Annotated in this window: 19 protein-coding genes; 8 read left to right on the top strand and 11 right to left on the bottom strand. The window is 57.4% G+C overall.

The window, feature by feature from the left end; translation table 11 throughout:
- On the bottom strand, positions 1 to 309 hold a 309-nt coding region (locus tag DL88_RS11300), incomplete at its 3' end, for an IS5/IS1182 family transposase (protein ID WP_034996090.1).
- 223 nt (positions 310 to 532) lie between these two features.
- On the opposite strand from DL88_RS11300, the gene DL88_RS11305 reads away from it, so the two are divergent.
- The gene (locus tag DL88_RS11305; RefSeq protein ID WP_156971056.1) at positions 533 to 901 is read left to right on the top strand and encodes a hypothetical protein; all 369 of its coding nucleotides are present in this window, start codon (positions 533 to 535) and stop codon (positions 899 to 901) included.
- Complete coding sequence (locus DL88_RS11310) at positions 894 to 1259, top strand: hypothetical protein (RefSeq protein WP_034996095.1); 366 nt, start codon at positions 894 to 896, stop codon at positions 1257 to 1259. The genes DL88_RS11305 and DL88_RS11310 overlap by 8 nt, the downstream gene beginning before the upstream one ends.
- A 103-nt stretch (positions 1260 to 1362) precedes the next feature.
- Here DL88_RS11310 and DL88_RS11315 read toward each other — a convergent pair whose 3' ends face one another.
- The 10 genes from DL88_RS11315 to DL88_RS11360 all read right to left on the bottom strand — a co-directional run bounded on the left by DL88_RS11315 (position 1363) and on the right by DL88_RS11360 (position 14157).
- Positions 1363 to 2067, bottom strand: a complete 705-nt coding sequence (locus DL88_RS11315) for a hypothetical protein (RefSeq protein ID WP_156971057.1) — start codon at positions 2065 to 2067, stop codon at positions 1363 to 1365.
- A gap of 165 nt (positions 2068 to 2232) precedes the next feature.
- Complete coding sequence (locus DL88_RS11320; RefSeq protein ID WP_156971058.1) at positions 2233 to 3018, bottom strand: lysozyme family protein; 786 nt, start codon at positions 3016 to 3018, stop codon at positions 2233 to 2235.
- A gap of 390 nt (positions 3019 to 3408) precedes the next feature.
- Entirely contained in the window at positions 3409 to 6042 is a 2634-nt protein-coding gene (tssH, locus tag DL88_RS11325) for a type VI secretion system ATPase TssH (RefSeq protein WP_034996103.1), read from the bottom strand.
- On the bottom strand, positions 6039 to 7247 hold the full coding sequence (gene tssG / locus DL88_RS11330; RefSeq protein ID WP_051955901.1) for a type VI secretion system baseplate subunit TssG: 1209 nt from the start codon (positions 7245 to 7247) through the stop codon (positions 6039 to 6041). The genes tssH and tssG overlap by 4 nt, the downstream gene beginning before the upstream one ends.
- Positions 7244 to 9211: a type VI secretion system baseplate subunit TssF gene (gene tssF, locus DL88_RS11335; protein WP_034996113.1), complete on the bottom strand. Its 1968-nt coding sequence runs from the start codon at positions 9209 to 9211 to the stop codon at positions 7244 to 7246. Before tssF ends, tssG begins: the two co-directional genes overlap by 4 nt.
- 2 nt (positions 9212 to 9213) lie before the next feature.
- A complete protein-coding gene (locus DL88_RS11340; RefSeq protein ID WP_156971059.1) occupies positions 9214 to 9786 on the bottom strand; it encodes a type VI secretion system baseplate subunit TssE in 573 nt (190 codons plus the stop codon).
- A gap of 75 nt (positions 9787 to 9861) precedes the next feature.
- Positions 9862 to 10341, bottom strand: coding sequence for an Hcp family type VI secretion system effector (locus DL88_RS11345; protein ID WP_034996116.1), 480 nt, complete (start codon positions 10339 to 10341; stop codon positions 9862 to 9864).
- Positions 10342 to 10411: 70 nt separating this feature from the next.
- Positions 10412 to 11887 (bottom strand): type VI secretion system contractile sheath large subunit, encoded by a 1476-nt coding sequence (gene tssC / locus DL88_RS11350; RefSeq protein ID WP_051955917.1) that lies wholly within the window; start codon positions 11885 to 11887, stop codon positions 10412 to 10414.
- A gap of 74 nt (positions 11888 to 11961) precedes the next feature.
- Positions 11962 to 12489 carry a type VI secretion system contractile sheath small subunit gene (gene tssB, locus DL88_RS11355; protein ID WP_084705133.1) on the bottom strand — a complete coding sequence of 176 codons (528 nt, stop codon included), beginning with the start codon at positions 12487 to 12489 and terminating at the stop codon, positions 11962 to 11964.
- 111 nt (positions 12490 to 12600) lie between these two features.
- Positions 12601 to 14157 carry a type VI secretion system protein TssA gene (locus DL88_RS11360; protein ID WP_034996122.1) on the bottom strand — a complete coding sequence of 519 codons (1557 nt, stop codon included), beginning with the start codon at positions 14155 to 14157 and terminating at the stop codon, positions 12601 to 12603.
- Positions 14158 to 14465: 308 nt separating this feature from the next.
- Between DL88_RS11360 and DL88_RS11365 the strand changes: the two genes are divergently transcribed.
- From DL88_RS11365 to tssM, 6 genes are all read left to right on the top strand, one after another.
- Positions 14466 to 16301 carry a type VI secretion system Vgr family protein gene (locus tag DL88_RS11365; protein ID WP_051955902.1) on the top strand — a complete coding sequence of 612 codons (1836 nt, stop codon included), beginning with the start codon at positions 14466 to 14468 and terminating at the stop codon, positions 16299 to 16301.
- A gap of 10 nt (positions 16302 to 16311) precedes the next feature.
- Positions 16312 to 16878 carry a DUF6931 family protein gene (locus DL88_RS19415; RefSeq protein ID WP_051955903.1) on the top strand — a complete coding sequence of 189 codons (567 nt, stop codon included), beginning with the start codon at positions 16312 to 16314 and terminating at the stop codon, positions 16876 to 16878.
- Positions 16879 to 17124: 246 nt separating this feature from the next.
- Positions 17125 to 18495 carry a type VI secretion system-associated FHA domain protein TagH gene (tagH, locus tag DL88_RS19915; protein ID WP_084705134.1) on the top strand — a complete coding sequence of 457 codons (1371 nt, stop codon included), beginning with the start codon at positions 17125 to 17127 and terminating at the stop codon, positions 18493 to 18495.
- Between the two features lie 29 nt (positions 18496 to 18524).
- Positions 18525 to 19865, top strand: coding sequence for a type VI secretion system baseplate subunit TssK (gene tssK, locus DL88_RS11385; RefSeq protein ID WP_034996125.1), 1341 nt, complete (start codon positions 18525 to 18527; stop codon positions 19863 to 19865).
- Complete coding sequence (gene icmH / locus DL88_RS11390) at positions 19862 to 21355, top strand: type IVB secretion system protein IcmH/DotU (RefSeq protein ID WP_034996126.1); 1494 nt, start codon at positions 19862 to 19864, stop codon at positions 21353 to 21355. Before tssK ends, icmH begins: the two co-directional genes overlap by 4 nt.
- Positions 21356 to 21395: 40 nt before the next feature.
- Positions 21396 to 24947: a type VI secretion system membrane subunit TssM gene (tssM, locus tag DL88_RS11395; RefSeq protein ID WP_034996129.1), complete on the top strand. Its 3552-nt coding sequence runs from the start codon at positions 21396 to 21398 to the stop codon at positions 24945 to 24947.
- Positions 24948 to 24950: the final 3 nt, after the last annotated feature.

Here is a 24950-nt window from a genome sequence, read left to right on the forward strand (position 1 = left end):
GTTGGTCCCGTCAAGGAAAGTCATACCCAGTGCCGGGCTCTTCTGCTTCTGGACCAGGGCAAGCAGCCGTTCCCAGACCCCGAGCTTCGACCAGCGGATGAATGTCTGCGCCGCCTTCCACCACGGACCAAGCTCCGGCGGAATGCTGCGCCATTTGGCACCGTTGGTGTGCCGCCAGAAGATCGCCGTAATGGTCCGACGCAGGTTCTGCAAAGGCGTTTTACCATGCGGCTGTACCGCCTGGATCAGAGGCTCCCAGATCGCCCAGGCTTCATCCGTGAAGACTTGTAAGCTCTTGTCCGTGCTCATCAATCAGATATAGGGAATAATTCAAGAACTAACAGGCCCTAGTTTCGCGCTGGTCGCTGGAGATGGGCTCGAGGTCGGCTTCGACGGCGATGACTGCCTCGACTATACGGTCGGCGAACGAGATGATAAAACACTTCACAAAAATACGTCGCTCAGCGCATGGGAGAAGGGCCAATTGCTGAGGCGTATCGACGTTAGAGCAAAGGCGTTTGGCACAGCTGTAATGCATGCGAAGCTCAATGGGCGGGACTGGATCGCTCCGCTTACAATCCGCGTCGTCTCTAATCAGCAAAACCGTCAGGTTGGGGCGTCCGCTGGGGAGGTTTCGCCGCAACTTCGCGTTGAGTTGCAAAGGCTCTCGCTGCGCGATGCGGTAATCCGAATTGCGGAAGACCAGATGCACAGCGCAATCGCCACGCAGTCGGATGGGTTCGGCGTTTACAATATTGACGCCAAATTCAATTGGTGCGGCGCTTTCGCATATTGGTGCTGGCAACAAGCCTGCGCGATTAAATCCGTACCCAATCCGTTTGGCTCTAACGGTGGAGTGTTGTGGTCTCCGCATAAAGGCAATCAGCTACGCGATGCGTGACGATACTCCCGTGCAGCTCCTGCGCTATGCAGTGTATGATCCAATGGGGTTAGTTAAGGATCCATGTACGGGAAAGCTCAGCAAGCAGGAATATCGAGAAATTGGATACAACGGCTGCGCTTTGGAGCGAGCCGACATCGTCCTCTACCGCGAGGGTACCGTTGGTAACTGGAAGCACGTCTGCCTTGCCTATGACGATACGCCGCCTTCGAGCGGACTATTACGTACGATCGACGGCAACCAGGGTAGAAACGCATCGATACAGATCCGTTCGCGCGATCTCGACGCAAAGGTCCAGGGCGGCGACCCCAGTCTCGTCTTCGTTCACGCTGGTCTAAGCAGCGGTTTTTTCTTCTAATGGTAGACTTCCACAAAAAAGCTCGCGCACCTTCTCTTTTTGCCGCAGGCAGTGCATTCATTACTATCGGTGCCGTGCAGCTCCCTGAAGAAGAGGGTCGTCTCTATCTCCAGCAGGCGGCGCGTTCTCCGCTCGCCAGTTCTTGTAACGAGTCGAGTGACTGCTCCACCGTCGCGACATCCATGGCAGGCTGTGTTTTCTCGATAATTTGCTTGCTCGTTGCAAGATAAATGATCGGTAAATCGAGAAACTGGCTGGGACCTGCTTTATGCAAGACGAACTCCAAACTTTCTGATGCGATTTCGCTTGCGGGTCCTGCGAATTTGCGAAATCTAACTGGATCGAATGTCTCCCATCCGCGTCTCCGCAAGATGTCCTCGCTTTTTTGCATAGCGTCGTCATGGGCGCGAAGTATGGCGTTCCGCAACCGGAATGTTGCGTCGACGATCATGCTTTTCTCGGCCTTCTGGTCCGGCTTCTGCCACTCTACACTTGTTCGCAGAATATCCAGCACGGGGCGCGCACCCACGATCTCCAGCAGGCGATCCCCATAATTTTCCGGAGGAAATAGCATGTCCGTACGCGCCTGGGGCGCGATGAGTGCTTTACGCAGGCCGGCCCGTTTCAGGCTCAAAGGAAGATTCGCGATGTTTCTGACGTCCATCTCGGGTGCGAAGAGGGCCCGATGCGCCGCTACCTGCCCGTCAGTTCCTCTGAAATCTTGCGATTTTGCGCCGGTCGTGCCAGTAACGTTCCTACCGGCGGAAATGGATTTCAGAAAAACAACCTGGGTAAGTATGTCATTCATGGCAGTGACGCGTCCACGCGCGTGATCGCCTATGTTGCGAGATTCGAGCTTGCCTGGCGCGAATTTCGGCTGAGGCGTCCCACCCCAAACTGGACCAGTTTGTCCTCGGCTCATTATCTCTATCTCTCCTTGTATCTAATGTAAGGACAAGATGGCCAGGTCAAACTACCCTTCGATAGCGATTGGTTTCGTAATGATCGCAGGATAGTAAAGAAGCGCCGGGCTGTAAAAGCCATCGGCCGCGCCAGCGAGCACCGCCGCAGCATTCTTAAATAGTTTCTGATTGGCATTATTTCGAGGGATCACGCCGGAGTTGCCTATTTCGCTCATGCGGCAGTTGCTTGCAGCATCGTCGAAGTCGAGCGCCGCGCATGCCCGCGAAAATTTTGGCCATCCCTTAGTGAAGCCCGGCCCCATAGCCCAAGCCATGCTCAACAAGCCCATTTGGGCGTCGGCCGGCCAAGAGTCGAATTTCGAGAACGATTGCTGCCTTTTGAGGAGGGCCTCATGCTCCGAAAGCTTCCTGCGAATAAGACTATCGATGGAACTGTCATCGAGTTCCAAAGTGCAAAGGCGATCGCAGGCCTGCCACCTCTTCTGAGCGAGTTCGGGTTTGCTTTTGATGAGCCTCCACTCGGCTTCGATTTCAGCGCGAGAAGCAAAAGTGCCTGGATTTGCCACCCCTGGCTTTGTTCTTTTCTTGAATGGCAGGATCACGGCATACCCTATCGGATCGATGAGATTGCCCATCCCGATCGTTATCAAGCCCGTGACATCCTGATACATAAAGTGAACTAGACCTTCGAGAGGCTCGTTGAAGGATCGCCATTTGGCGGCAACGCTTGGATACATGGGTCCGCTCTTATCTTGTTCGTGAAAACCTCGCGCCGTCGAGGGTGCCTCGCACCCCACAATAAACTGCGCGGCAGCGCTGCTCGACGTCTTCGACAATCCAAATATCGTTCTTTGGGTGTAATCTGAGCGTACAAGGTTTGTCTGCCCGCAGTCCTTCCGCGCTGAACTCAGGCGCGCCGTCGTGAGATGCTCCATTCGCCTCTAGGGCACACACATGTCCTTGGTCGAAGCTCAAGCGGAGGGTCAATTTTAATGTCCGGTCCGACGTTCGTTCGATCTTAAGCGTATCCGTCTTTTTTGTTGGAACGCATTCCAAATCACCCTTTGGACAACCTCTGCCATGATAGAGGCCGATCGCATCCGACGCATAGGCTAACGATCCCCCAATAAATGACAATAATGTGTACGATATCGTGGCGACACCTCGAAGTCTGTTGTTGCAGTCGACTGTCATCTGCCGATATCTCCATAGGAACTGCCTGAATTTCACCCCCACTCATACCCAAACACACCATCCTCTACCTTCACACGCGCCTCGCGTAAATCCTTTTTCGCGAGCGAGCGTGTCAGAAATTCGCGCGAGAGTGCGGGCAGCAGCGTGTTGGTGATGATATTGTCGATGATGCGACCGCCAGAATCCGGATCAGCGCATTGAGCCACAATGTGATCGACGACGGCATCGTCATAGATGAAAGCGGCTTTGTGGTTTTCCTCGATGCGCTTGCCGATGCGGTTCAGTTGCAGACGAACGATACCAGCGAGCATCTCGGGTGACAGCGGGAAATAGGGGATGACGACAATGCGCCCGAGCAGCGCCGGCGGGAAGAAGCGCTGCAATTCCGGACGCAAAGCGGTGGCGAGGGCCTCCGGATTTTCCTGGAAAGAGGGGTCGGCGCCAAGCTCCATGATGAGATCGGTACCGACATTCGAGGTCAGGATGATGAGCGTGTTCTTGAAATCGATGCGGCGTCCGGAACCATCTTCCATCTGCCCCTTGTCGAAGACTTGAAAGAAGATTTCATGCACATCGGGATGGGCCTTTTCGATCTCGTCGAGCAGGACGACGCTGTAAGGCTTGCGGCGCACCGCCTCGGTGAGGCGTCCACCCTCGCCATAGCCGACATAGCCGGGCGGGGCGCCCTTCAAAGTGGAAACCGTATGTGCTTCCTGAAATTCCGACATATTGATGGTGATGAGGTTCTGCTCGCCACCGTAGAGCGCTTCCGCGAGGGCCAGCGCCGTCTCCGTCTTGCCGACGCCCGATGGACCGCAGAGCATGAACACGCCGATCGGTTTACTGGGGTTGTCGAGCCGTGCCCGGTTTGTTTCGATCCGCTTGGCGATCATCGCGAGGCCATGGCTCTGGCCGATCACGCGGCGATTGAGGATTTCCGGCAAGCGCAGTATCGTCTCGATCTCATCCTTGACCATGCGGCCAATGGGAATGCCCGTCCAATCCGAGACGACGGCAGCAACCGATTGCTCGTCCACATGGGCAAAGACCGTGCGGCTTTCTGGATCAAGCGCGGCGAGTTCCGATAGACAGGCGTCAAGCTTTGCACGATGCTCGCGGCCCGCTTCATCCTCTTGTGATATCGTGGCAGGATTACGCAGCAAGCAAATCTCTTCGACGATCGCCTTTTCTTTTTCCCAGCTTGCTTCGAGAGTGCTGAGCCTCTCCCTTGCCTGAGCGATCGCAGTGTCGATCTCGGCGAGGCGTGCGGCGCTGTCGGCGCCGAGATCGCGGTCCGTCAGAAGCGATGCTTTTTCCCGCTCCAGCGCGGCAATTTCAACGTGCTGATCAGCGATCGCTGCAGGCGTGGTGGACTGGCTGATGGCGACACGCGCGCTGGCCGTGTCGAGGAGACTTACGGCCTTGTCCGGTAATTGCCTTGCAGGAATATAGCGCTGCGACAGTTTCACCGCGGCGACAATGGCCGCGTCCGCAATACGCACGCCATGATGCTTTTCCATGGGCTCCAGGACGCCACGCAACATGGCGATCGCGCGAGCTGTATCCGGCTCATCGATCTGGATTGGCTGGAAACGGCGTGTCAGAGCCGGGTCTTTCTCGAAATATTGCCTATATTCGCTCCAGGTCGTTGCGGCAATTGTGCGCAGGGTTCCACGCGCGAGCGCGGGCTTGAGGAGATTTGCGGCATCGCCAGTGCCGGCCGCACCACCAGCGCCGATCAGCGTATGGGCTTCGTCGATGAACAGGATGATCGGTTTCGGCGAGTTCTGCACCTCGTCAATGACGGAACGCAGACGCTGCTCGAACTCTCCTTTCATCGACGCGCCTGCCTGCATGAGGCCGACATCGAGTGCACGCAAGGTGACATTGCGCAAGGGTGGCGGTACTTCGCCGGAAATGATCGCCTGCGCGAAACCTTCCACCACAGCGGTCTTGCCGACACCGGCCTCCCCGGTCAGAATCGGATTGTTCTGGCGCCGCCGCATCAGCACGTCGATGATTTTGCGGATTTCCTCATCGCGGCCGAGAACTGGGTCGATGGCACCAGCGCGGGCCCGCGCGGTGAGATCCTGCGAGAAGCGATCGAGCGCCGTCTGACCGCGTGTCGTCTCCGGCTCGCCCGACGTCTTCTGCGCAAGCCCTGATCCGTCGATCGGACGCAGGTTTTCCTCGACGGACGACGCCCAGATCTTACGATGTTCCTCCATCAGCGTGTCGACGCTGATCTTGGTGAATTCTTTCGAGATAGACAAAAGCGCGCTGCGCAACCGATCGGTTTTTAGGAGACTGGTAAGCACATGGCCTGTGCGGATTTGCACCTCGGCGAAGAAAAGCGTGGCATAATGCCAGCCGCGATCGAGCACCTCGATGACAGCGCCGGAATATTGCGGTGTCTCGGTCTGGTTCTTCTTCAAGCCATCGAGTGCGTGGGCGATGTCGGAGGCGAGCCGCGTGCGATCGAGGTTGAAATGGTCTGCGGTGAGATCGACGTCAGTGCCGCTTTTTGCAAGGATCTGATCGATCCAATGGGCGAGTTCGACATAGCGGTGGCCAAAACCCTTGGCCTGACGATGGGCTTTCGCAATCGTCTCGAAACCGACGGTATTCAGCTTGCCTGTGACCGTCTCGAGCCCGATGTCAGTCATGATTGCTTGAGCTCCACATCGCGTTTGTTCTCTCGCTCGCGGCGCTTTCGTTCTGCCGGATGGAAGCGGGCGTCACAGCGATAGCCCTGCTGTTCCTCCTCGGCTGCGCCGATGAGCCAACTGGTCCAGCCGAGCATCGCGCCAGCGCGCCCAGCCTTTCGCGCTCCGAGTCGAATCGGCTCCGCGCAACGGGCCGGCAGCGCGAGTTCCACATCCCAATCGAGTTCGTCGCCAACATAAAGAAAAAGCAGATCGACGAGCCGGTCGCAGTCAGATCCCGGGGGCAGGAAACGCAGATATTGCGCCATATCCGCCACATAGAGGCGTATGCGAATTTTGTCCTGAACGCTGAACGATGCGGCACCGACGAGGAGATCCATGCCGAGGCGGCTGAAGCGTTGGCCAAGCGTGGAGCGCTCTTCTTTGTCGAACACCAGCCATGAACCGACGAATTCCATGATCTCGGATTCAACACCAAGCAGACCGCGGACCGCCTGGCGAAGGCGAGAAGCCGATTTCGCCTGGGCGCCGAGCAGCCCCGCGTAGAGTCCGATCCCTGCAGGGATGGAGTGTGTCTGGTCAACGCCTGCCCGGGGCAAAAGCAGCGGTGCAAATGCAGGGGAGCCTAAACCGAGGCAGGTAAGGATATAGGTGCCGAAGCGATCATATTCTGGGCGATCGGCTTGAACGATCGGCCGCGCATCTGCCCAAGCGCGGAAGAACAATTGAATGAAGCGATTGTTGAAGAGATCGAGGAAGTGGATAAACGAATCATCGTCGTCGAGTGCAAACCCACGTGCCTCCTCGGTCAGATGAAAGGGAAGGGCGCCTTGCGGCCCGAGCAACCCGAGAAAGGCCGTGACTACATGAATTTTGTCAGGCGGGGTGTTGTCGGAAGTGTTCGCCTCGCTTGCGTTGATCTTACGGGGATTATTCGACCGGTGCACGATCTCCCGGATGGTGGAGCCCGGGAATGCCATCCAGGGTTCCTGGCCGAAAGAAATTGGAACTTCGGCTGAGAAATCGGAGCTCTCGATCCTCACGATTTCTTCGCGACGTGTGGAACTGTCGCCGATCCGCGGGCGGGATGCGGAAAAGACGCTTTCGTGTTGCAGCGGCGCGCCAAGACTGCGCTCGATGTAGCGCATCATGTCCAAAAAATCGAAGCGCCATGGTTCGCGCGAGAGCGCGTCATAATAGCTCAAAGGGCCCTCCGGGTGCCGAGCCTCACGGGCCAGCGCATGATTTCACCGCGTTCCGTGGTGCGGACCACGAGCTGGGTGAAATGATTGAAGGCCGCATATTCGCTGTAGAAGCGATCGAGGATCGCGCCGAGCAGGAAAGCGCCTGTCCCTTCGAAGGATTTCTCGTCGAGCATTACAGTGATTTCGGTCCCGCGAGCGGGACCAATGCCGCTGCCGCAGCGAACACGCCGCGTGACCGGACGGCTGTCGACCGAGACGATGCCACGCACGCGGCGGTCGCTCGATGCGTCGTTTGGATCGCAAAATGTCGCCAGAATCTCGCGAAGCGCTTGTGCGTTCTTTCCCGCGCCATTGGTCGTGAGACCGAGATGGTTCAGGCTCAACATGTTGATGAGCCGCCAGGCGACACTACCCGTATGCGCGGTTTCGGCGCTCCGCCGTGAATAGGCAACGACCGGCTCGCGTGGCTTCGAGGGTCCGGCCACGCAGACGACGTCAAGTTCAACATCGTCCGTCAAGCGAAAATCCGAACTTCCTTGCCCGAACGGCAGATGCTCGGGCAGATGCCGGTTGGAGCAAAGCGCACGGACGCTGAGTTCGGCGACTCCTGAACCGGGTTCGGAGAACGATCCGGAATCGCCGAGCGTGATGAACATATCGGTTCCGATATAGGTCGATGCGACGCCATAACGTTTTTCCTCGATCGTCCGCTTCCGGGAGGTGCGCCGGATTGTGTAATGGAGTGCATTTTTCTCCTGTGTCTGGCGATTTGGCGCATAGAGCGGATAGATCGGCTGTTTTTCGGCCACTCCCGGAAAATGTGCATGAACGTCGATGAGGCGATGGGGCTCGAATTCGAGATAGCGGCTCTTGTCGGGAATGATGTGATATTCATGCTGGTTTTGATTGACCGTGATACGGTCAGTCGTCATCTCGAACAAATTGACAACGGGGGCAGCATAAAGAGTGAACATGTCGCGCTGCACGGCTGCGGTGAGTGTCGCATTGACTTCATTGAAGCCCAAGATGACATCGATCGTGCGTGCAGGTATCCGGCCTAACGCCTTCGCGTGATCAAGAACGAGATCGAACCCCAAGAATTTTCGGGCGAACATGAAATATTCGCGGATCAGATCGAAACCGTGAAAGATGCGATCGTCGTTTGGGAGCAGCGACTCTGTCTCTTCGAAGCCGAGCTGACGGATAAGCTCCTTAGGCGCCTCGACGATGGTGGCATCGCTGTTTTCATCAACATAGCGAAACCAAAGGCCGGTGCAATGGCCGAATATCTGCTCATAAAGCGTGTTGGCATGGGCCTCCGCGCCAACGAGATAGATCGGCAGGTTGGGGGCTTTTGTCTCGTTGAACAGTGAGCCCGGCTGAGGCGACGCGGCCTTTTCGGCAGACTCATTCGTCGGATCAGAGGTGCTGGCGATCGTGAGCGTGATCTTGAGGCCGGCTACCGTTTCCGGCCGCACATTGACTTTCAATGGCTGCAGTGCGCTCGCACTTGTGTAATATTCGGCCGATTTGAGGTAGAAGGGCCAAAGCGTGATCGGGGTTGTGAGCTTGTAGCGACAGGTGACCTGGCGATTGACATCGGCGTAGGTCGCGTCGATGTTGGATCCGCGCGGAAAATGCTGTCCCTCAAACAGGACAGTGTCGCCATATTTTGGGAGAACCTTGACCAAGGCTGCGGAAGGTGTCGGCGCAAGATAATGCGGGATAAGCTGCTCGATCAGATTATTGGTGAATTCGGGAAACTCATGCTTGATCTTGAGCTGAACGCGTGCCGCAAGAAATGCTGCTCCTTCGAGAAGGCCCGCAATCATGGGATCCGCGCGATCGCGCTGCAAGCCGCCGAGACGTTTTGCAATATCTGGATATTCTTCGGCGAATTCCGCAGCATGCTCATAGAAGAGACCAAGCTCTCGATTGTATAGATCGAGGAATTCCCGGTTCATTGCTATCGCCTGGCAATATTGAGTTTGCCGGACGCGAGATCGATGCGTGCGACGAACTCAATCGGAACATTCAATGGCTGACACACAAGATGACCGTCGACGACATAACGCAGTTCGAGCGATCCGGGCTCAACCGTTGTATCGCGCGTGACCCGTACGCTTCCACGAACGAGGCGCGGTTCGAACAGTTCGAGCACCGCGACAATTTCCCCGTCGAGATCACTCGATTCGAGCTCATCGAGCGAACGATGTGCAATATCGGAAAAGCCAAAATTGAGAATCGAATTGCGCACATGAGGAAACTGTTCAAGATTGACTGTCGAGTCGAGAGAGATGTGATTCATGAGTGAACCAATGTCCCGCTCGACTTCCAGCTTGAGCTCCCGTTCGTTGATGGGAGTCCTTTCTGGACGGGTTTTTCTGTCCAGTGGCAGGTCCCCTCCATCGCGGATGATCGCCTTACGTTTGGCTTCCGCGCGCGCTTCTTCCTTGCGGTCGTGATAGGCTGACCGGAACACATACATCAACGGGGGGCTGAGCCGCATATCGCGGCGATTGTCTGTGGTTGATCCCACCGTCAGGACGCCTTCTTGTCTGAACCGCGCACTCAAACCGCGTCACCATCGACGCTTTCGGTTAGCCGATCACTGCTAGATTTTCTCGTTTTTCTTTACGTTATACCCGCCGACGATACTTCCTTCGAGGGAACCAGATTTCTGTTGTGGGCTATATTCGATTTTCACCTCGGTGAAATTGAAGGAGATCGATTCAAGCGGTACGGCTCCCTCGCTGCCAGAGGTCGAAAAATTCGAGATAAGGACGTCCTTCATAGTAACCTTGAGATATTCCTCCTGCTGACCTCCCGCCTTACGGACGGTCAGCAGAGCTTCACTGATATGTTTACCAGTTGCGACCGCAACAAACAGATTAGGCGTCGCCTTGTCGGCTCGCTTCGAGAAATGAAAATCCTGAAATTGTGCTTTGCCGGCTCCGAGACCGCCGCCATAGGTTGAAGTGCCCTGCTGCGAAACACCAAAAGAATAATTGTCGATCTCAATTTCGTTCTTATGCTTCGAATCTGTCGATTCGCCTTGGATGCCATCGAGCTTAAGAAACATATCAGCAGGCATATCGGTTCACCCCTCTTTAATCCCCAACATCTTGTGCCGCATCCTTGTGATCTCGCTGCGGCGCGCGCGTTCAGTCTCTGACGGGAAGGCGGGAAACGAGCCGCATCCCGATATTCATCCCTTCGAGCTGGTAATGTGGACGCAACTCGAATGTGGCTGAGTAATAGCCTGGATTTTCCTCGTTCGGCACGATGGTGATCAGGGCTCCGGCCAAGGGTTTCTTTCTCTTGACCTCATCGGAAGAATTGGCCGGATCGCCATCGACATATTGGACGATCCAGTTTTCGAGCCAGCGTTGCAATTGCTCCCGCTCCTTAGTGGAGCCAATCTTATCGCGTACCATGACCTTCAGATAATGCGCGAACCGGCATACCGCGAACATGTAGGGGAGGCGCGCCGCGAGATTGCTCGATGCCGTCGCATCGGGATCGTTGTTATATTCCTTGGGCCGCGCGAGGGACTGGGCACCAATGAAAACTGCGCGATCAGTATTTTTTCGATGGATGAGTGGCATGAGTCCCGCTTTGGCGAGCTCGGCCTCGCGTCGGTCGCTGATTGCGATCTCCGTGGGGCATTTTTGGTCGACACCGCCATCATCGGTAGGAAAAGTATGCATCGGCAGATCCTCGACCTCGCCTCCGGATTCGACGCCACGTATACGCGAGCACCAGCCGTGCTCTTTGAAGGCGCGCGTGATGTTCGCAGCCATTGCATAGGCCGAGTTCATCCATGTGTATTTCTCGCCCTTGTGGCCGTCGGTGTCTTCCTCGAAGCCAAACTCTTCGACAGGTTCGGAATTGACGCCATAAGGCTGACGTGCCAGCACGCGCGGCAGAGTGAGACCGAGATATTTTGCATCTTCTGAATCTCGCAGACTCTTCCAAGCCGCATATTCCGGGGTGTCGAACTGTTTCGACAGGTCGCGGGGATTGGCAACCTCTGTCCAGCTGTCCATACGCAGAAGGCCAGGATCAGCGGCCGCGATGAAAGGCGCGTGCCCGGCCGCGGCGATCTTACTGATGTCGCGCAAGAGCTGCACATCCGTTGGATGGTGGCTGAAATAATAATCACCGACGAGACAACCGTAAGGCTGTCCACCGAGCGTCCCGTATTCCTCTTCGTAGATTTTCTTAAACAGGGGGCTCTGATCCCATTTCGCCTTGGGATAGTCTTTGAGGTGTTGATAGAGTTCCGTTTTCGATAAGTTGAGGACACGAATTTTCAAGGTCGCGTCGGTCTCGGAACTGTAGACGAGATGATGGAGGCCACGCCAAGCACCCTCGATCTTTTGGAATTCTTCCGCGTGGATGATCTCATTGAGCTGGGCGGAGAGCTTGTCGTCGATCGACTTGATGAGACCTTCGATCGTGTCGAGGACTTGGTCCTCGACGACGGCATCGGAATGAGACAGAGCCTGTGAGACAAGCGTCGAAATGGCGTCCTGGACGCGTGCATTCTGTTCTCTTGCGGCCTGGTCGTCCTTGGGAGGCTTGAAGCTTTGCTTCAGCGATTGGAGAAAGTCTCCGAGATCATCGGCCGCGGCGATCTCGGTGGCGGGTTGGGACTGTTGTTCCTGGGAGAGTTCTGCCGCCACGTGCGCCTCGATTTGCTGGTCGTCGCCTATATCGCGGCGAGAAATTCCCTCAATGTTTGCATCTTCTGTGGGTCTTTCAGTAATTCCCTCAGTTTCTGATTGGCAGCGTCCTTGCCATCGATGTAGGCGCGCAGGTTGGCAAGCCGTTGGCGTGCTTCCAAAAGCTCTGCGAGAACCGGAACTTGCTTCGCGACCGCTGCCGGCGAGAAATCCGCCATGCTTTTGAAATCAAGTTTCACGCTGAGTTTTTCGCTGGGATTGTCAGACAGCTTGCTCTGTACATGGAAGCTCACGCCGGGACGGATACCGGTCTCCGACCCCATGCGCTCATCGAAATTGTCCATGTCAATATCGAGAAACTTGCGATCCGCTACCGTGCCTTTGTCAAATCCTTCCTTGCCGTGCCCGGGCGAATTCCCGGAAAGATCGGCAAGGACGCCCATGACGAACGGAAGCTCGACCCTCTCGTCCGAAGTTGGATCGACATATTCGATCTGCACCCGTGGCGGACGGTTCCTTGCAATGAATTTTTGCCCACTATTTGATTTTGCCATTCCCACCCCCTCTGGAAAAGGCATTTGCAATGACGATATAGAAGCCGAGCCTGTTTCATCTGTCAAGTAATGTATGCGACCAACCCATCGAATTCACGTCTCGTGACTACCTCATGACGATAGCAGAAAGGCGTCGCGTTCGAAAACTGCATCGAGCACGCTGAGAAAGTCTTTCTCGGCGAGTGCCCGTGCGCGATCGATCAACCAGGGGATCGGGCTCGACGGTTCGGCCGCGCGGAAATAGGAGCCAACATCCTTCATGAGTGAGAGCGCCTGCATGCGGGTCTCGACGACGGTATCATTCGGGTTTTCATCGTGCCGCTCAAACGCGACCTCTGGCGCGTCGAAACCATCGCCCTCCATGATCGCCGGGCTCCCCTCTCCAGTCTCATCTGCGAAGGCTTCGTTCGCGGGCAGTGAATTTTCGTCCGATTGGGCAGGAGATTCAGGTGGCAAGCCGTCGTCCGGGCAAGTCGTCTTGGGCGGCGCCTCGACAAGATCCTGAAAAGGTCTGACGCCAAGGCGGCGCGCCTCTCTTGGCGCGCGAACGGGGCGTTCCTGGAAGTATTCGGGCTTGGTTTCCGTCAAAGGACCGAGTGGCGCGATGGCAAGCTTGAAGAATTGCTGCTCGCCGATGGCATAACGCGCGTAGAGATGATTATCCGGTGCGAGGATCGAAAGGATCTCGACGAAGGTCTTGCCTTGCAGCTCGAGCGCCTGAGCGACGAGCGGCAGCGCTGGGCTCGATGGCTCGAAACTACTGAAATAGTCTTTGACACATTGGAGTGCGAAGCGCGCCTGTGCGGCGCTCCCGATTGCACCCTGTGCCGCTTGCGGCGCATCAGGTGCCTCTTCCGCCGAGACCGCGCCCTCCGTGCCGGGAAAAGCGCCCGCGAACAAAGCCAGCACACCTTTGACGTCCCGCGCGACACCGATCCTGTCGCCGATCCTGTCGAAGTTCGGAACGTCGCGTCCAGAAGTCTTGTCGGTACAGACCATGCCTATGGCCAGGAGATCCTCCGCGATTTCCTGGAATGCCTTGCGAACGGATGCGATTGCTTCTTCTCCGGCCTCCTGAAAGGCAAGCTTGATCTGCGCTTCGTCGAGCGCGGCGATGCGTCCGCCGGCAGGCTTGTGGTCGCCTTCGGTGCTGTTCGCCGACACAGCGAGGGCCATGGAGCGAAAGGCGATGGCGCCGCGGTGACGATCGGCAAGCAGCGTCACGAATTGCAGGGAGAAGCGCACGAGCGGATCGTTGAGTTCCTCGAGCGCATTGATGCGTGTCGCATAGGAGCCATCTTCGACACGGGGATGCACGCCGTCCCAATGCTGTTCCAGCAAATAACGGATAGCGGCGATGGCTTCGCAGAATTCCGCGAGACTGCGCTTCAGGATTGCAAAACGCGCGAGAAAGATGATGAGGCGCAGATCACGCGTGCGCTTCATGAGGTCGGCGAGCATAGCCGGAATAGGCGTGGTCGCTTCCCGAAATTCCTGATCATTGGGGTCGAACGCTGTCCCATTGTCGAAAAAGCTGTCCGGCAGCTGAAACGGGGCGAAAGCGAAGAAGTTCAAGAAGCCGGCGTCGCCCGCTGCGTCGAGGTCCGGTCCGCATGGGTCGTCACCTGGGATCGGAGATGTCAACAGGTTGGGGTCGACGATCACCATGGAAGGCCCATCCGGAAAAATAGGTGCCAGACCGCACACCAGCGGGAACGCTGACCGGGCTTTTCTGAGCCGGAAACGTGCCAGGGTGAAACAGCTCAGAAAGGCGCGGTGTTGCGGCGCAATATACTGTCCAAATGAAAAATAGGCCTCGACATTATTTTTACCAAGTCGTATAGTCAAGAGCCTATTCTAGATAATCTGGTAAAAGTAGGGGTTACTTCTATTGCTAGAAGTGGGCTTTTTGTTCTTGTTTATTGATTTCGTTGTTCAGTGATTTGTTGGTGGATCGATCCCGCGCTGAGGCTGCGATGGCAAACGATTTGAAACAGGTGGGCCGCAGCGCAGTCCTGTCGACACCTCTCGGCAGAGATGAACTGGTTCTCTCGGGATTCGACGCAGTTGAGGGGCTGAGCGAGCTCTTCGAATTCCGTATCGATGCCTTGAGTGAACGGCGGACAATCGATTTCGATCAGATCCTCGGCCGCTCATGCTCCGTGTCGATGAAGTTCTATGAACACTCTGAACGCTATTTCTCGGGGGTCGCGGTCGAGGCGCAGGCAGTTGGCAATTATGGTGACCTTTACGCCTATCGGCTTGTGTTGCGGCCGGCTTTCTGGTTCCTGACGCGTACAACCAATTGCCGCATTTTCCATAACAAGAAAGCCATTGATATTGTCACCGAGATCCTTGGTCAACGCAATGTTGACTATCAGAAGGCGATAACCCGCAATTATCCGGAACTCGATTATTGTGTTCAGTATCGTGAGACCGATTTTGCTTTCATATCGCGGCTTCTTGAGCAGCACGGCATCTATTATTCCTTCAAACATGAAGCGGGGCGGCATACGTTGGTGCTTGCCGACTCGGCCTCCTCACATCAGCCAGTGCCCGGGCTCGCCGAGGCGCGCTATACCAGCGCTGTCGCTGGCGGGTACATTCGCGAGCAGGCGTTCTTCACCTGGTCATCCGAGCGGCGGTTTCGGTCGGGCACGTTCGAATTGCGCGACTATGATTTCCGTCAGCCAAACAAGGATCTCACGCGCCAGGCAAAAGGCGTGGAAGGCTACGACAAGGCGACGACATTCGAATTCTATGACTATCCGGGCAAATATGACACGCCCGAGGATGGCAAGCTTTATGTAGACGCGCGGCTTGGTGCGGAGCAAGCCGTCGATCATCGCCGCTATGCTTCCGGCGAGACCGTCAACCTGGTTCCCGGAGGTCTCGTCACGGTCAAGGACCATCCCGCCCAATCCGAGAACAAACAATATCTTGTGGTGCGTTGCACACATCATTTCTCGGAAGAGCATTATCGTTCTACAGCGGCGATCGAGACGGGACGCCCCTATCACGGGGCCTATGAACTGCACCCCGCCGATCGCCCATACCGCGCGCCGATGGTCACCCCACGCCCGATTATCCACGGCTTGCAGACCGCCAAGGTCGTCGCGCGCGGCAAGAACGCCGATCAGGAGGAGATCGACACGGATAATGATGGTTACGGACTGATAAAGGTCCGTTTCCATTGGGATCGTGACGACAAACGCTCGTGCTGGATGCGTGTCGCGCAGACATGGGCAGGGCTTGGCTGGGGCGGCCAGTTCATTCCACGCATCGGAATGGAGGTCGTCGTTGCTTTTCTCGAGGGCGATCCCGACAAGCCGCTTGTCGTCGGTGCCGTCTACAACGGCCAGAACAAGTTTCCCTACGTGCTACCCGACAACAAGACCCAATCAGGCATAAAATCCGATTCCTCGAAGGGTCACGGTGGCTACAATGAATTGATGTTCGAGGACAAAAAAGGCTCCGAGAAAATCAAGATGCATGGACAGAAAGATCATGAAGTGGTCATTCTGAATGCCGAAACTGTCGAGATTGGGAAAGAATACTCGGCTGGCGGTGCTTCGCGCGCGACGACATTGAAGAACGGAGATGACATACTTAAGCTCGAGGCTGGCTCACGCTCTGTCGTCGTGCGTGGTGGCAAGCATACGAAATCCGTCGAACAGAAAATCCTGATCGAATCACTTGGGGACACGATCACGCTGCAGACCGGCGCGAGTTCAATCAAACTCAGCCCAAGCAAAATCGAGATCAGCTCGATGATGATCGCTTTGTCTGCCACGAAAATTGATTTGAACTGACGGAGCAGGAATGCCGGGATCGCCAAGCAGAATTCGCTTCGTGACCGTGCGGGACCTCTATGCCGTGTTTCCGACGGCGGCCGTCGATGTGGGCATTGAGGCAAATGACGAGGCCTCACAAGCTTTTGTCGAGCGGCTCGCAGGAAAGGGCGAGGCACGCGCCGCCCTTTCCTATTGCGCCTATCTCCTCGCGCGGCGTGAAGCCATATGGTGGGCATGCTGTTGCGTGCGGCAGACGGCGCTTCGCCAGCCCTATGAAGTGCGATGCCTGGAAGCAGCTGAAGCCTGGGTTTATGAACCAAATGAGCGGCTGCGCCTTCATGCCCTGGAGCTTGCGGCACATGAATCGAAAACCGTGGCGGCGACATGGATCGTGCAGGCCGTAGCATGGTCCGGTGGCAACATTTCTTCGACCATTGGCTATCATATCGAACCGCCTGCGCAAGGGACCGGACAGGCTGTCAGGGGAGCCGTGCTCATTGCCGCGACAGGTCTCGGCGATCGCCGTGAAGCTGTGCAGGACGAATGGATTCGCATGGCGCTTCGTTTTGCCTCCGGCGATTTCAATGGGGCATGACACCGGCTCCCGCTGCGCATGACGCATCGGGATTTGTCCGCGCATAGCGCGGCAGCGGTGCACAGGGACTTGCGCATGCAGAGGGACCGAGTCATGCCGGAAGAATTGTCACTCTCCAAGAACCAGGGGTCGTTGGGTTTCTGGGGAGGGGTGATGAGGTGAATAAGTGAGGTATCTGGACTTGGCAATTTCCAATACCAGAGGCCCGATGAAGGAAGCGGTTTCCGGGGAAAGAGGTGTCGCACGATGCGCCTAACGCTGACAATCGATAACCTCGGCAGGCGGCCGGACGGCGGTCCGCTGAGTTATGTCGTCGAGGGACAGCGCCGTATCGATATTGGTCGGGATCGGCATCTCGACTGGTGTCTTCCTGACGACAAAGGCGAGATTTCCCGCAGACATTGCGAAATCACACCGCGGGATGGCGCCTATTTCCTCGTCGATGTTTCGACGAACGGCACATACGTGAACAGTGCGGAGAAACGAGTTCAGTCCCCTTATAGGCTACGCGATGGCGACCGTCTCTTCATAGGCGATTACATTGTCGCTGTCGCCATCGAAGGCGATCAGCCCGTTCCTGACCAGGAAGGAAGCGTTGGCAGGCGGGCGCCTGCCAACCCGGATATTTGGGCGTCGAGCGGACCGGTTGCTCCGCCAATCGATCCAAAACTGCTAAGGTCACGACAGGTCGAAACCGCTCCTCATGTCGATTGGATCAATCGTGTGGCGGACCAGCCCACGCCGATTGCGCCCCCTTTGCATGCACTAGCGGTGCCGGCGAGGGATGCGGCATCGATCTGGGGACGGCCTCTGGGACTATCCGGCGGACCACTCGCGGAACTGCCATCAGGAACACCACAGGCAAGACCACCACAGCCGGGACCGCAGCCGCTCGGTAATCAGGATGAGGCGGTCGCAGTTTGGGGCACGGCACCCGGGCGTGTTTCCGCGGTTCCCTCGCGAGATCATGAGGCCCCTTCTCCACCTGAGCCACCTAGGCCCGCTCAGGACGCCGCACCGGCTGAGGCACGCGATGACGACGCCTTTCTCGCCGCATTTTCTCGCGCCCTTGACATACCGCAGGATACGTTTGCCGCAATGGCAACGGGCGAACTCGGAGCACTGATTGGTGCGCTGATACGCCTTGTCGTCGATGAGATGCGGCAATTGCTGCGGGCACGCGCCGAGGCGAAGCGGCTCACGCGTTCCGCCAGCCATACGATCATCGAAGCGCAGGGCAACAACCCGCTGAAATTCGCGCCCACGACCGAAGAGGCCTTGCGGCTACTGCTGGGTGCACCACGTCCCGGCTATCTTGATCTGCAGACGGCGGTCTCCGAGGCTTTTACTGATGTCAAGACACATGAGATCCGCACTTATGCGGCCATGCAGGAGGCCGTGCGTATGCTTGCGAAGCGGCTCGATCCGTCGGCAATCGACGGGGAACTCTCCAGGGACTCACACATTGTAGCACTCTTCAACTCCCGCAAAGGGCGATTGTGGGATGCCTATGTCGCGCGCTGGGACGGGATGAGCCCGCGTGATGGTGACAAGCTCACCGGCGCCTTCATGAATTATTTCGCGGAATATTACGATCGAACCGATAACCGCAAATAATCGCAACGCACGAGGGGATGAAACGGATCATGTCTTGGCGCAGCAAGGTCGTCTGGAGCGAGGGATTGTTCCTGCGTCCCCACCATCTCCAGCAGAACGACCGCTATCTCGAATGGGTGACGGCGAGCCGCACGCGTCGGATCACACCCTTCGCCTGGGGATTCAGCCGGCTCGAGATTGACCATGCTCTGGCGCAGCGCGGCAAATTCGGGCTCGAGGCCGCCTGGGGCGTGATGCCGGATGGCACACCCTTCGAGCTCGAAGGCAAGGAAGAATTGCCCGAGCCTCTGCCGATCGACGACAAGATCGCCAATCGCATCGTTTGGCTCTCCTTTCCCGAATCCTCGCCCAATACATGTGAAGTGACGCGGCGTGCCGCTGTTTCCGCCAGCAGATTCTTCCCCGTCTCGGAAACTTTCATCGATTCGACCTCGGAAATGCGCAGTGAAGAAGAGATCGAGATCGCCCATCCGCGCATGGAGCTGAATGTCGAGACCATGCCCAAACGCGGCTATAACAATCTTGCTCTTGCCCGGATCCAGAAACTTGAAAACGGCGCGATCCTGCTCGATCAGGAATTTGCTCCGAGCGTTCTCGTCTGCGGCGCCCATAGCGTCACCGTTGGCTGGATCAACCGCGTCATCGGCTGGGTCGATAACAAGCTTGAAGAGCTCGCGCGCTACGCCGCCGATCCGACTGCGGGCGGTGGCCTGCAGAACCGGGACTATCTTGTCCTGCAAGTACTCAATCGCGCCATTCCGGTCCTTGAACATTTCGAGCAGACCGCAAATCATCTCCATCCCGAACGACTCTATGTCTTTCTTGTTTCCCTTGCTGGAGAACTTGCAACTTTCTGCACCGACACCCGCCGTGCCCCAAGGTACCGGGCTTATGATCATGAGCATCTGAAAGACAGTTTCGAGCCGGTGCTGCGCGATCTTCAGGATTATCTGAGTAAGGGTTTCGAATATCGCGCCATCAGGCTCGAGCTCATCCAGCTTGCCGCCAATGCGTTCAAATCGCCGATCAAAGATCGGTCGCTGTTTCAGAATGCGTCGTTTTATCTTGAGGTCGCGTCGCTGCGACCGCTTGCCGAAATCCAGCTTCAATTTCCCAATCTGCTGAAGCTCGGTCCGGACACACGCATGAACGAGATCGTGCATTTCAATCTGCCAGGTGTGCCACTCGTGCATCGGCCGACGCCGCCCCCGCAGATCCGCGCGCTCGGTGATCACGTCTATTTCTATATTGACAAGAAGAGCCCACTATGGGCCGAATTCAGTGTTGCTGGCGCAATCGGAATCCATTTCTCGGGCGACTGGCCGGACCTCGAGCTCGACCTCTGGGCCATTCGGGAGGACAGGCGATGAGCGACAAAGGTGATCCTTTCAGCTCAAGCAGCGGTGACCGGACCGTGTTCCGCCCGAATCCCGGTTTGAGGCGCGAGGTCCGGAGTCCTGCCTACCAGCCACAAAATGCGCCCGCCTATCGCCCCGAACAGCGTGAGATCCCGCGCCCGGTCGATCATCCCTATGGCCAGATGTCACCCTCCCCATTTGAGACCGCGAGCGGCACTGATGCGGCACGGCCCGATGACTGGATTACCGGCCGTGCCCAGGAGGGTGGACGATCACCGGAGGCGGCGCAGCCGCTGCGGCGCGCCGAGGATCTCGATTTCGAAACGCTCGTCGCCCAGCATCCAAACCCCATCTTGCGTGCGGCTGGTCCGCTGCTGCATCTCCTCGGGCGGCTGCGCGTCGCGGCGCTCACCGCCGAGCTCGAGAGCCTGCTCGAGCAGGTCGCCGCCGCGGTCGATTTCTTCGACAAAGACATCCGCAAGGCGGGTGTTCCTGCCGAGCAGGCCAATGTCGCCAAATATCTCATCTGCGCGACAGCCGATGATATCGTGCAGAACATTCCGACTGATGATCGGCATTTGTGGACACGCTATAGTATGCAGGCGCGCTTCTTCGGCGAGCTGCTCGGTGGTGTCAATTTCTTCAAGCAGCTCGAATGGCTCCAGCGCGAGCCGGCGGCCAATTTCGATGTGCTTGAATTGCAGCACGTTTGCCTCGCGCTTGGTTTCCAAGGTCAATATCGCGCCACGAGCGGCGGCCCGACGCAGCTCCAGACAATCCAGCGCAGCCTCTACGAGCTTCTGCGCCGTGTCCGCCCGCGACCCGTGCTCGATCTCTCGCCGCGCTGGCAGGGGCAAAATCTGCCCCTTGGCCGCAAGCGACTGTCGGTGCCCGTCTGGATCATCGCGAGCCTAGCGGCACTCGGCCTCTTTGCGGGCTTTCTCCTGCTACGCTCCTATACAGTCGCCGCGGGCGAAGCGGTCGCTGACAACATAGAGATGTTGCATCCGGCAACGAAAATCGCTCTGCAGGAACGGTTAAATCTCCCACGCGTCGAACCGCCGAAGAAACCGTCAGCGCAATGCAAGCGCATCGGTGAGGAGGTTGGCGATGGCGTGAGCGTCACGTGCAATGCCAAATGGGTGCAGATCAAAGTCGGTGACGCGGTGCTGTTTCAATCCGGCAAGGCGGCGGTACTGCCGCAATTTACGCCCATCGCACAGAAGATCGCCAATGCCATCGATCGTGAAGCGGGGCCGATCAAAGTCGTCGGCCATACCGACAATCAACCTCTTTCACCGTTCAACCCGTTTCGCGACAATCAGACACTTTCGGAGGCGCGCGCCCATGCCGTCGCTGCGCTGTTGCGCCCGATGCTCAAGGATCCCTCTCGCGTGACAGAATTCGGCTGGGGTGCTTCCGAACCTGTCGCGGACAATGCCTCCGACGCCGGCCGTCGGCTCAACCGGCGCGTCGAGGTGTTGGTCAGCCGGATAGATTGAACGCAGCCACAGCCGCACCATTCACGGGAGACGTTCCGACATGATCGACAAGCCCGGGATCAAGGGCGATATCCTGCGCATTGTTCTTTACGGGCTTGGCTTTGCCTCGATCTCGGGCATAGTCTATGTGGCAGGGCCTTTCATCGACATCGGTGGGTGGAAGCCGCTCGACAATGCCATCATCCGCGATATCGTCATCGTCCTCCTCATTGCCACCGCAGGCGCGGCCGGTGGACTTTCATTCTGGCGCCGGCGCAAGAAAGCGGCGGCACTCACCGATGGCATTGCCAATGATGCCGAGGGAGAAGATGATTCGCAGGTGCTCGCCGGGCGCATGCAGGATGCGCTTGCGACGCTGAAGAAATCCGCTAAAGGCGGATCGACCTACCTCTATGATCTACCCTGGTATATCATCATCGGACCGCCAGGCTCGGGCAAGACAACGGCGCTCGTCAATTCTGGCCTGCGCTTTCCTCTGTCTGGTGGCGCGACGCCCGAGGCAATCGCAGGTGCTGGCGGTACGCGTTATTGTGATTGGTGGTTTGCCGAAGATGCGGTCTTCATCGATACGGCGGGGCGCTATACGATGCAGGATTCGGACGCGGCACTCGATAACCGGAGCTGGTTCGCGTTTCTCGACCTTCTGAAGAAGAACCGGCCGCGCCAGCCGATCAATGGCGTCCTCGTCGCGATCAGCATCGAGGATGTCTTGCTTCTACCAGCTCAAGAGCGTGCCGCCCATGCGCGGGCGATACGCGCGCGCCTCCTCGAGCTCCACGAGCGGCTGAAAGTCGACTTCCCCGTCTATGCGGTCTTCACCAAGATGGACCTCATCGCCGGATTTACCGAATTTTTTGCCGATCTTGGCGGCGACCGGCTGCGGAGCGTCTTCGGGGCGACTTTTCAGACAACCGACAAGAAGCTCAATCTCGTCAGTGAGGCACCGCGTGAGTTCGATGCGGTGATCGAGCGGCTCAATCTGAACATGCTCGACCGGTTGCAGGAGGAGCCAAATCCGGCAAACCGGGTTCTGCTCTACGGCTTTCCCGCGCAGATGGCCGCGTTGAAACGACCGGTCCACGATTTCCTGAACGCGATCTTCGAGCCGACGCGTTACCATTCCAACGCCAATCTGCGCGGTTTCTATTTCACCTCCGGCACGCAGGAGGGAACACCCATTGATCAGCTCATCAACGCGCTCGTCAAGAATTTCGGCGCGCGCGATGTGGGGGCTTTGGGTTTCCGCGGTCTGGGCAAGAGTTTCTTTCTTTATGATCTCGTCGAAAAGATCATCATCGGCGAGGCGGCCTGGGTCTCGACCGATCCTGCAGCCGTGCGCCGCGCACTGATCCTGAAAATTTCGGCCTTTGCGCTCATTGGCATGATCACCGTCGGCGCAGGCTTTATGATGTGGAAAAGCTATTCGGCAAATGTTGAACTCGCCGCCGCGGCGGCTACCGCGGCGCGTGAATATGCAGCCGATCCCAATTATGCACTGACACATCAGTCTGTGGTCGAAGATCGCGACTACGAGAAAGTCCTGGGCCTATTACAAAAATTGCGGGACGCACCGACTAGTTATACGCATCAGAGCGATTCACCGTCCTTCTTCGAAGGTCTGGGCTTCGGTCAGCGGGCCCGCCTCGCTTCAGCTTCGGCTGCGGCCTATCATATCGGCCTCGAACGGCTCCTCCGGCCGAGGCTCCTGTACCGCCTTGAGGAAGAGCTCGAGGCGCATCGGGATGATCCGGCGTTTCTCTATGATGCGCTCAAGGTTTACATGATGATTGGCCATGTCGCACGGCCCATCGATCGTGATCTGATCGTCGCCTGGGAGCGGAACGACTGGCAGAAGCTGTTTCGCGGCCCCATGACCGATACGGCGAAGGCGCTTGAGCAGCATCTCGATGCGCTGCTCGATCTCGACGATGGCGAAGCCTTCGTTCATCCCAACCAAACGCTCATCGAGGACAGTCAGAAGACGCTTGCGCGGCTCAGATTGTCGGAGCGCGCCTACGCGCTCCTGAAATCGCAGGCGCGTGCGCTGCAAATTCCTGACTGGATTGCCGTCGGCGCCGGTGGTCTTCTCTTCGACCAATTGTTCGAGGAGGCGCATGGCAGGGATTTAGACATAATCCGCGTCCCCGGCTTTTTTACCTACGAGGGGTTCAGGACTGGTCTTCTGCAACGCCTTCCCGGGATCGCTGAGAAGGTCCGTCAAGAACGCTGGGTGCTTGGCAAGCTTGCTGAGGACGATGCGACAAACGATCTGTATCGCACGCTCGGCAACGATCTCCTCGCGCTCTACGGGCGGGATTTTGAGGCTGCCTGGCGTGAAGCTTTGGCGCAACTGAAAATGAAACGGCTCAATGCCGACAAGCCGCGCTACAAGGCTCTTGGTGCAGCAACGGCATCGAATTCGCCGCTGAAGCTCTTGTTCGAGTCCATCGTTGCGGAAACGGCGCTCACCCGCGAGCGCAAGCCCAAGAAAGAGGATGGTGATGGCAAAGGCGGTTCCGGTCCGCGGCTGATCATAAGTGAGATCTTTCCCGGGCGAGGGGATCGCCCGCCGGGAGAAGAGATCGAGAAAGCCTTTCTGCCTTTACAGATCTGGCTTGACGGCTCGGGCACGCGCAGGCCGATCGACGAAATGCTGGCCGAGTTGAACGACATCAAGGATAATCTCATCACCAGCGCTACCCTGCCGGAAAATTCGCCACAGGCGAATGCCGCACTCGCACAACAGCTCAAGAAATTCCGCGGCACGGCTGACCGCCTGCCAGAGCCGTTTCGCGCCATGCTGACGAATAGTGCCGATGCGCTCGATCGGGCAGTCATCGATTCAGAATTGGAACATCTCTCGGCGGCCTTCGCCGAACAGGTTGCGAGCGCCTGTCAGCAGGTGGTTCCCGGGCGCTATCCTTTCGTTAAGGGTGCCACGAGCGAGATTGCTCTTGCCGATTTCGGCCGCCTATTTGGCCCAAATGGAATATTCGACTCCTTCTTCAAGCAGGCGCTCGCCAAATATGTCGATTCGTCGAAAATCGTCTGGACCTATCGTTCAGCTTTCCCACTTACCGCGAAATTGTCGGCGGCGACATTGCGTGAATTTCAGCGCGCGGCCCAGATCCGAGATGCCTTTTTCCCGACGGGAGGCAATCTGCCGAATATCGCGCTCACCGTTTATCCGCCGCCACTCTCGGGCCCTGGCATGGTCGCTAAACTTGAGACCAACGGACAGGAAGTCTCGACCTCCGCCGGAACATCGGTCGTGCCGCGGAGCATTCAGTGGCCAGGCGCCGGTGGCGGCCGCTCGGCGGTAAGCCTTTCCGTTGAACCGGATCAGAATCCGGCCATTTCGGTTGGCTTCCAACAACCTGCGGCGCAGGCACCAATCGTTTTGGAGCGATTCGGTGCCTGGTCCTTGTTCCGGCTGCTCGATGCCGCCAGCAGGTCCTATTCCGGTGATCAACTGAATGCTTCGTTTTCTCTCGGCAAAAGGACAGTCGCCTTTAGCTTTCAGGCCGGATCGACGCTCAAACCGCTCACTCTGCCGGCGCTTTCCGAAATTCGTTGTCCAAGCCAGTTGTGAGGG

It is taken from the genome of Beijerinckia mobilis (genome assembly GCF_000745425.1).
GTDB classification, from domain to species: domain Bacteria; phylum Pseudomonadota; class Alphaproteobacteria; order Rhizobiales; family Beijerinckiaceae; genus Beijerinckia; species Beijerinckia mobilis.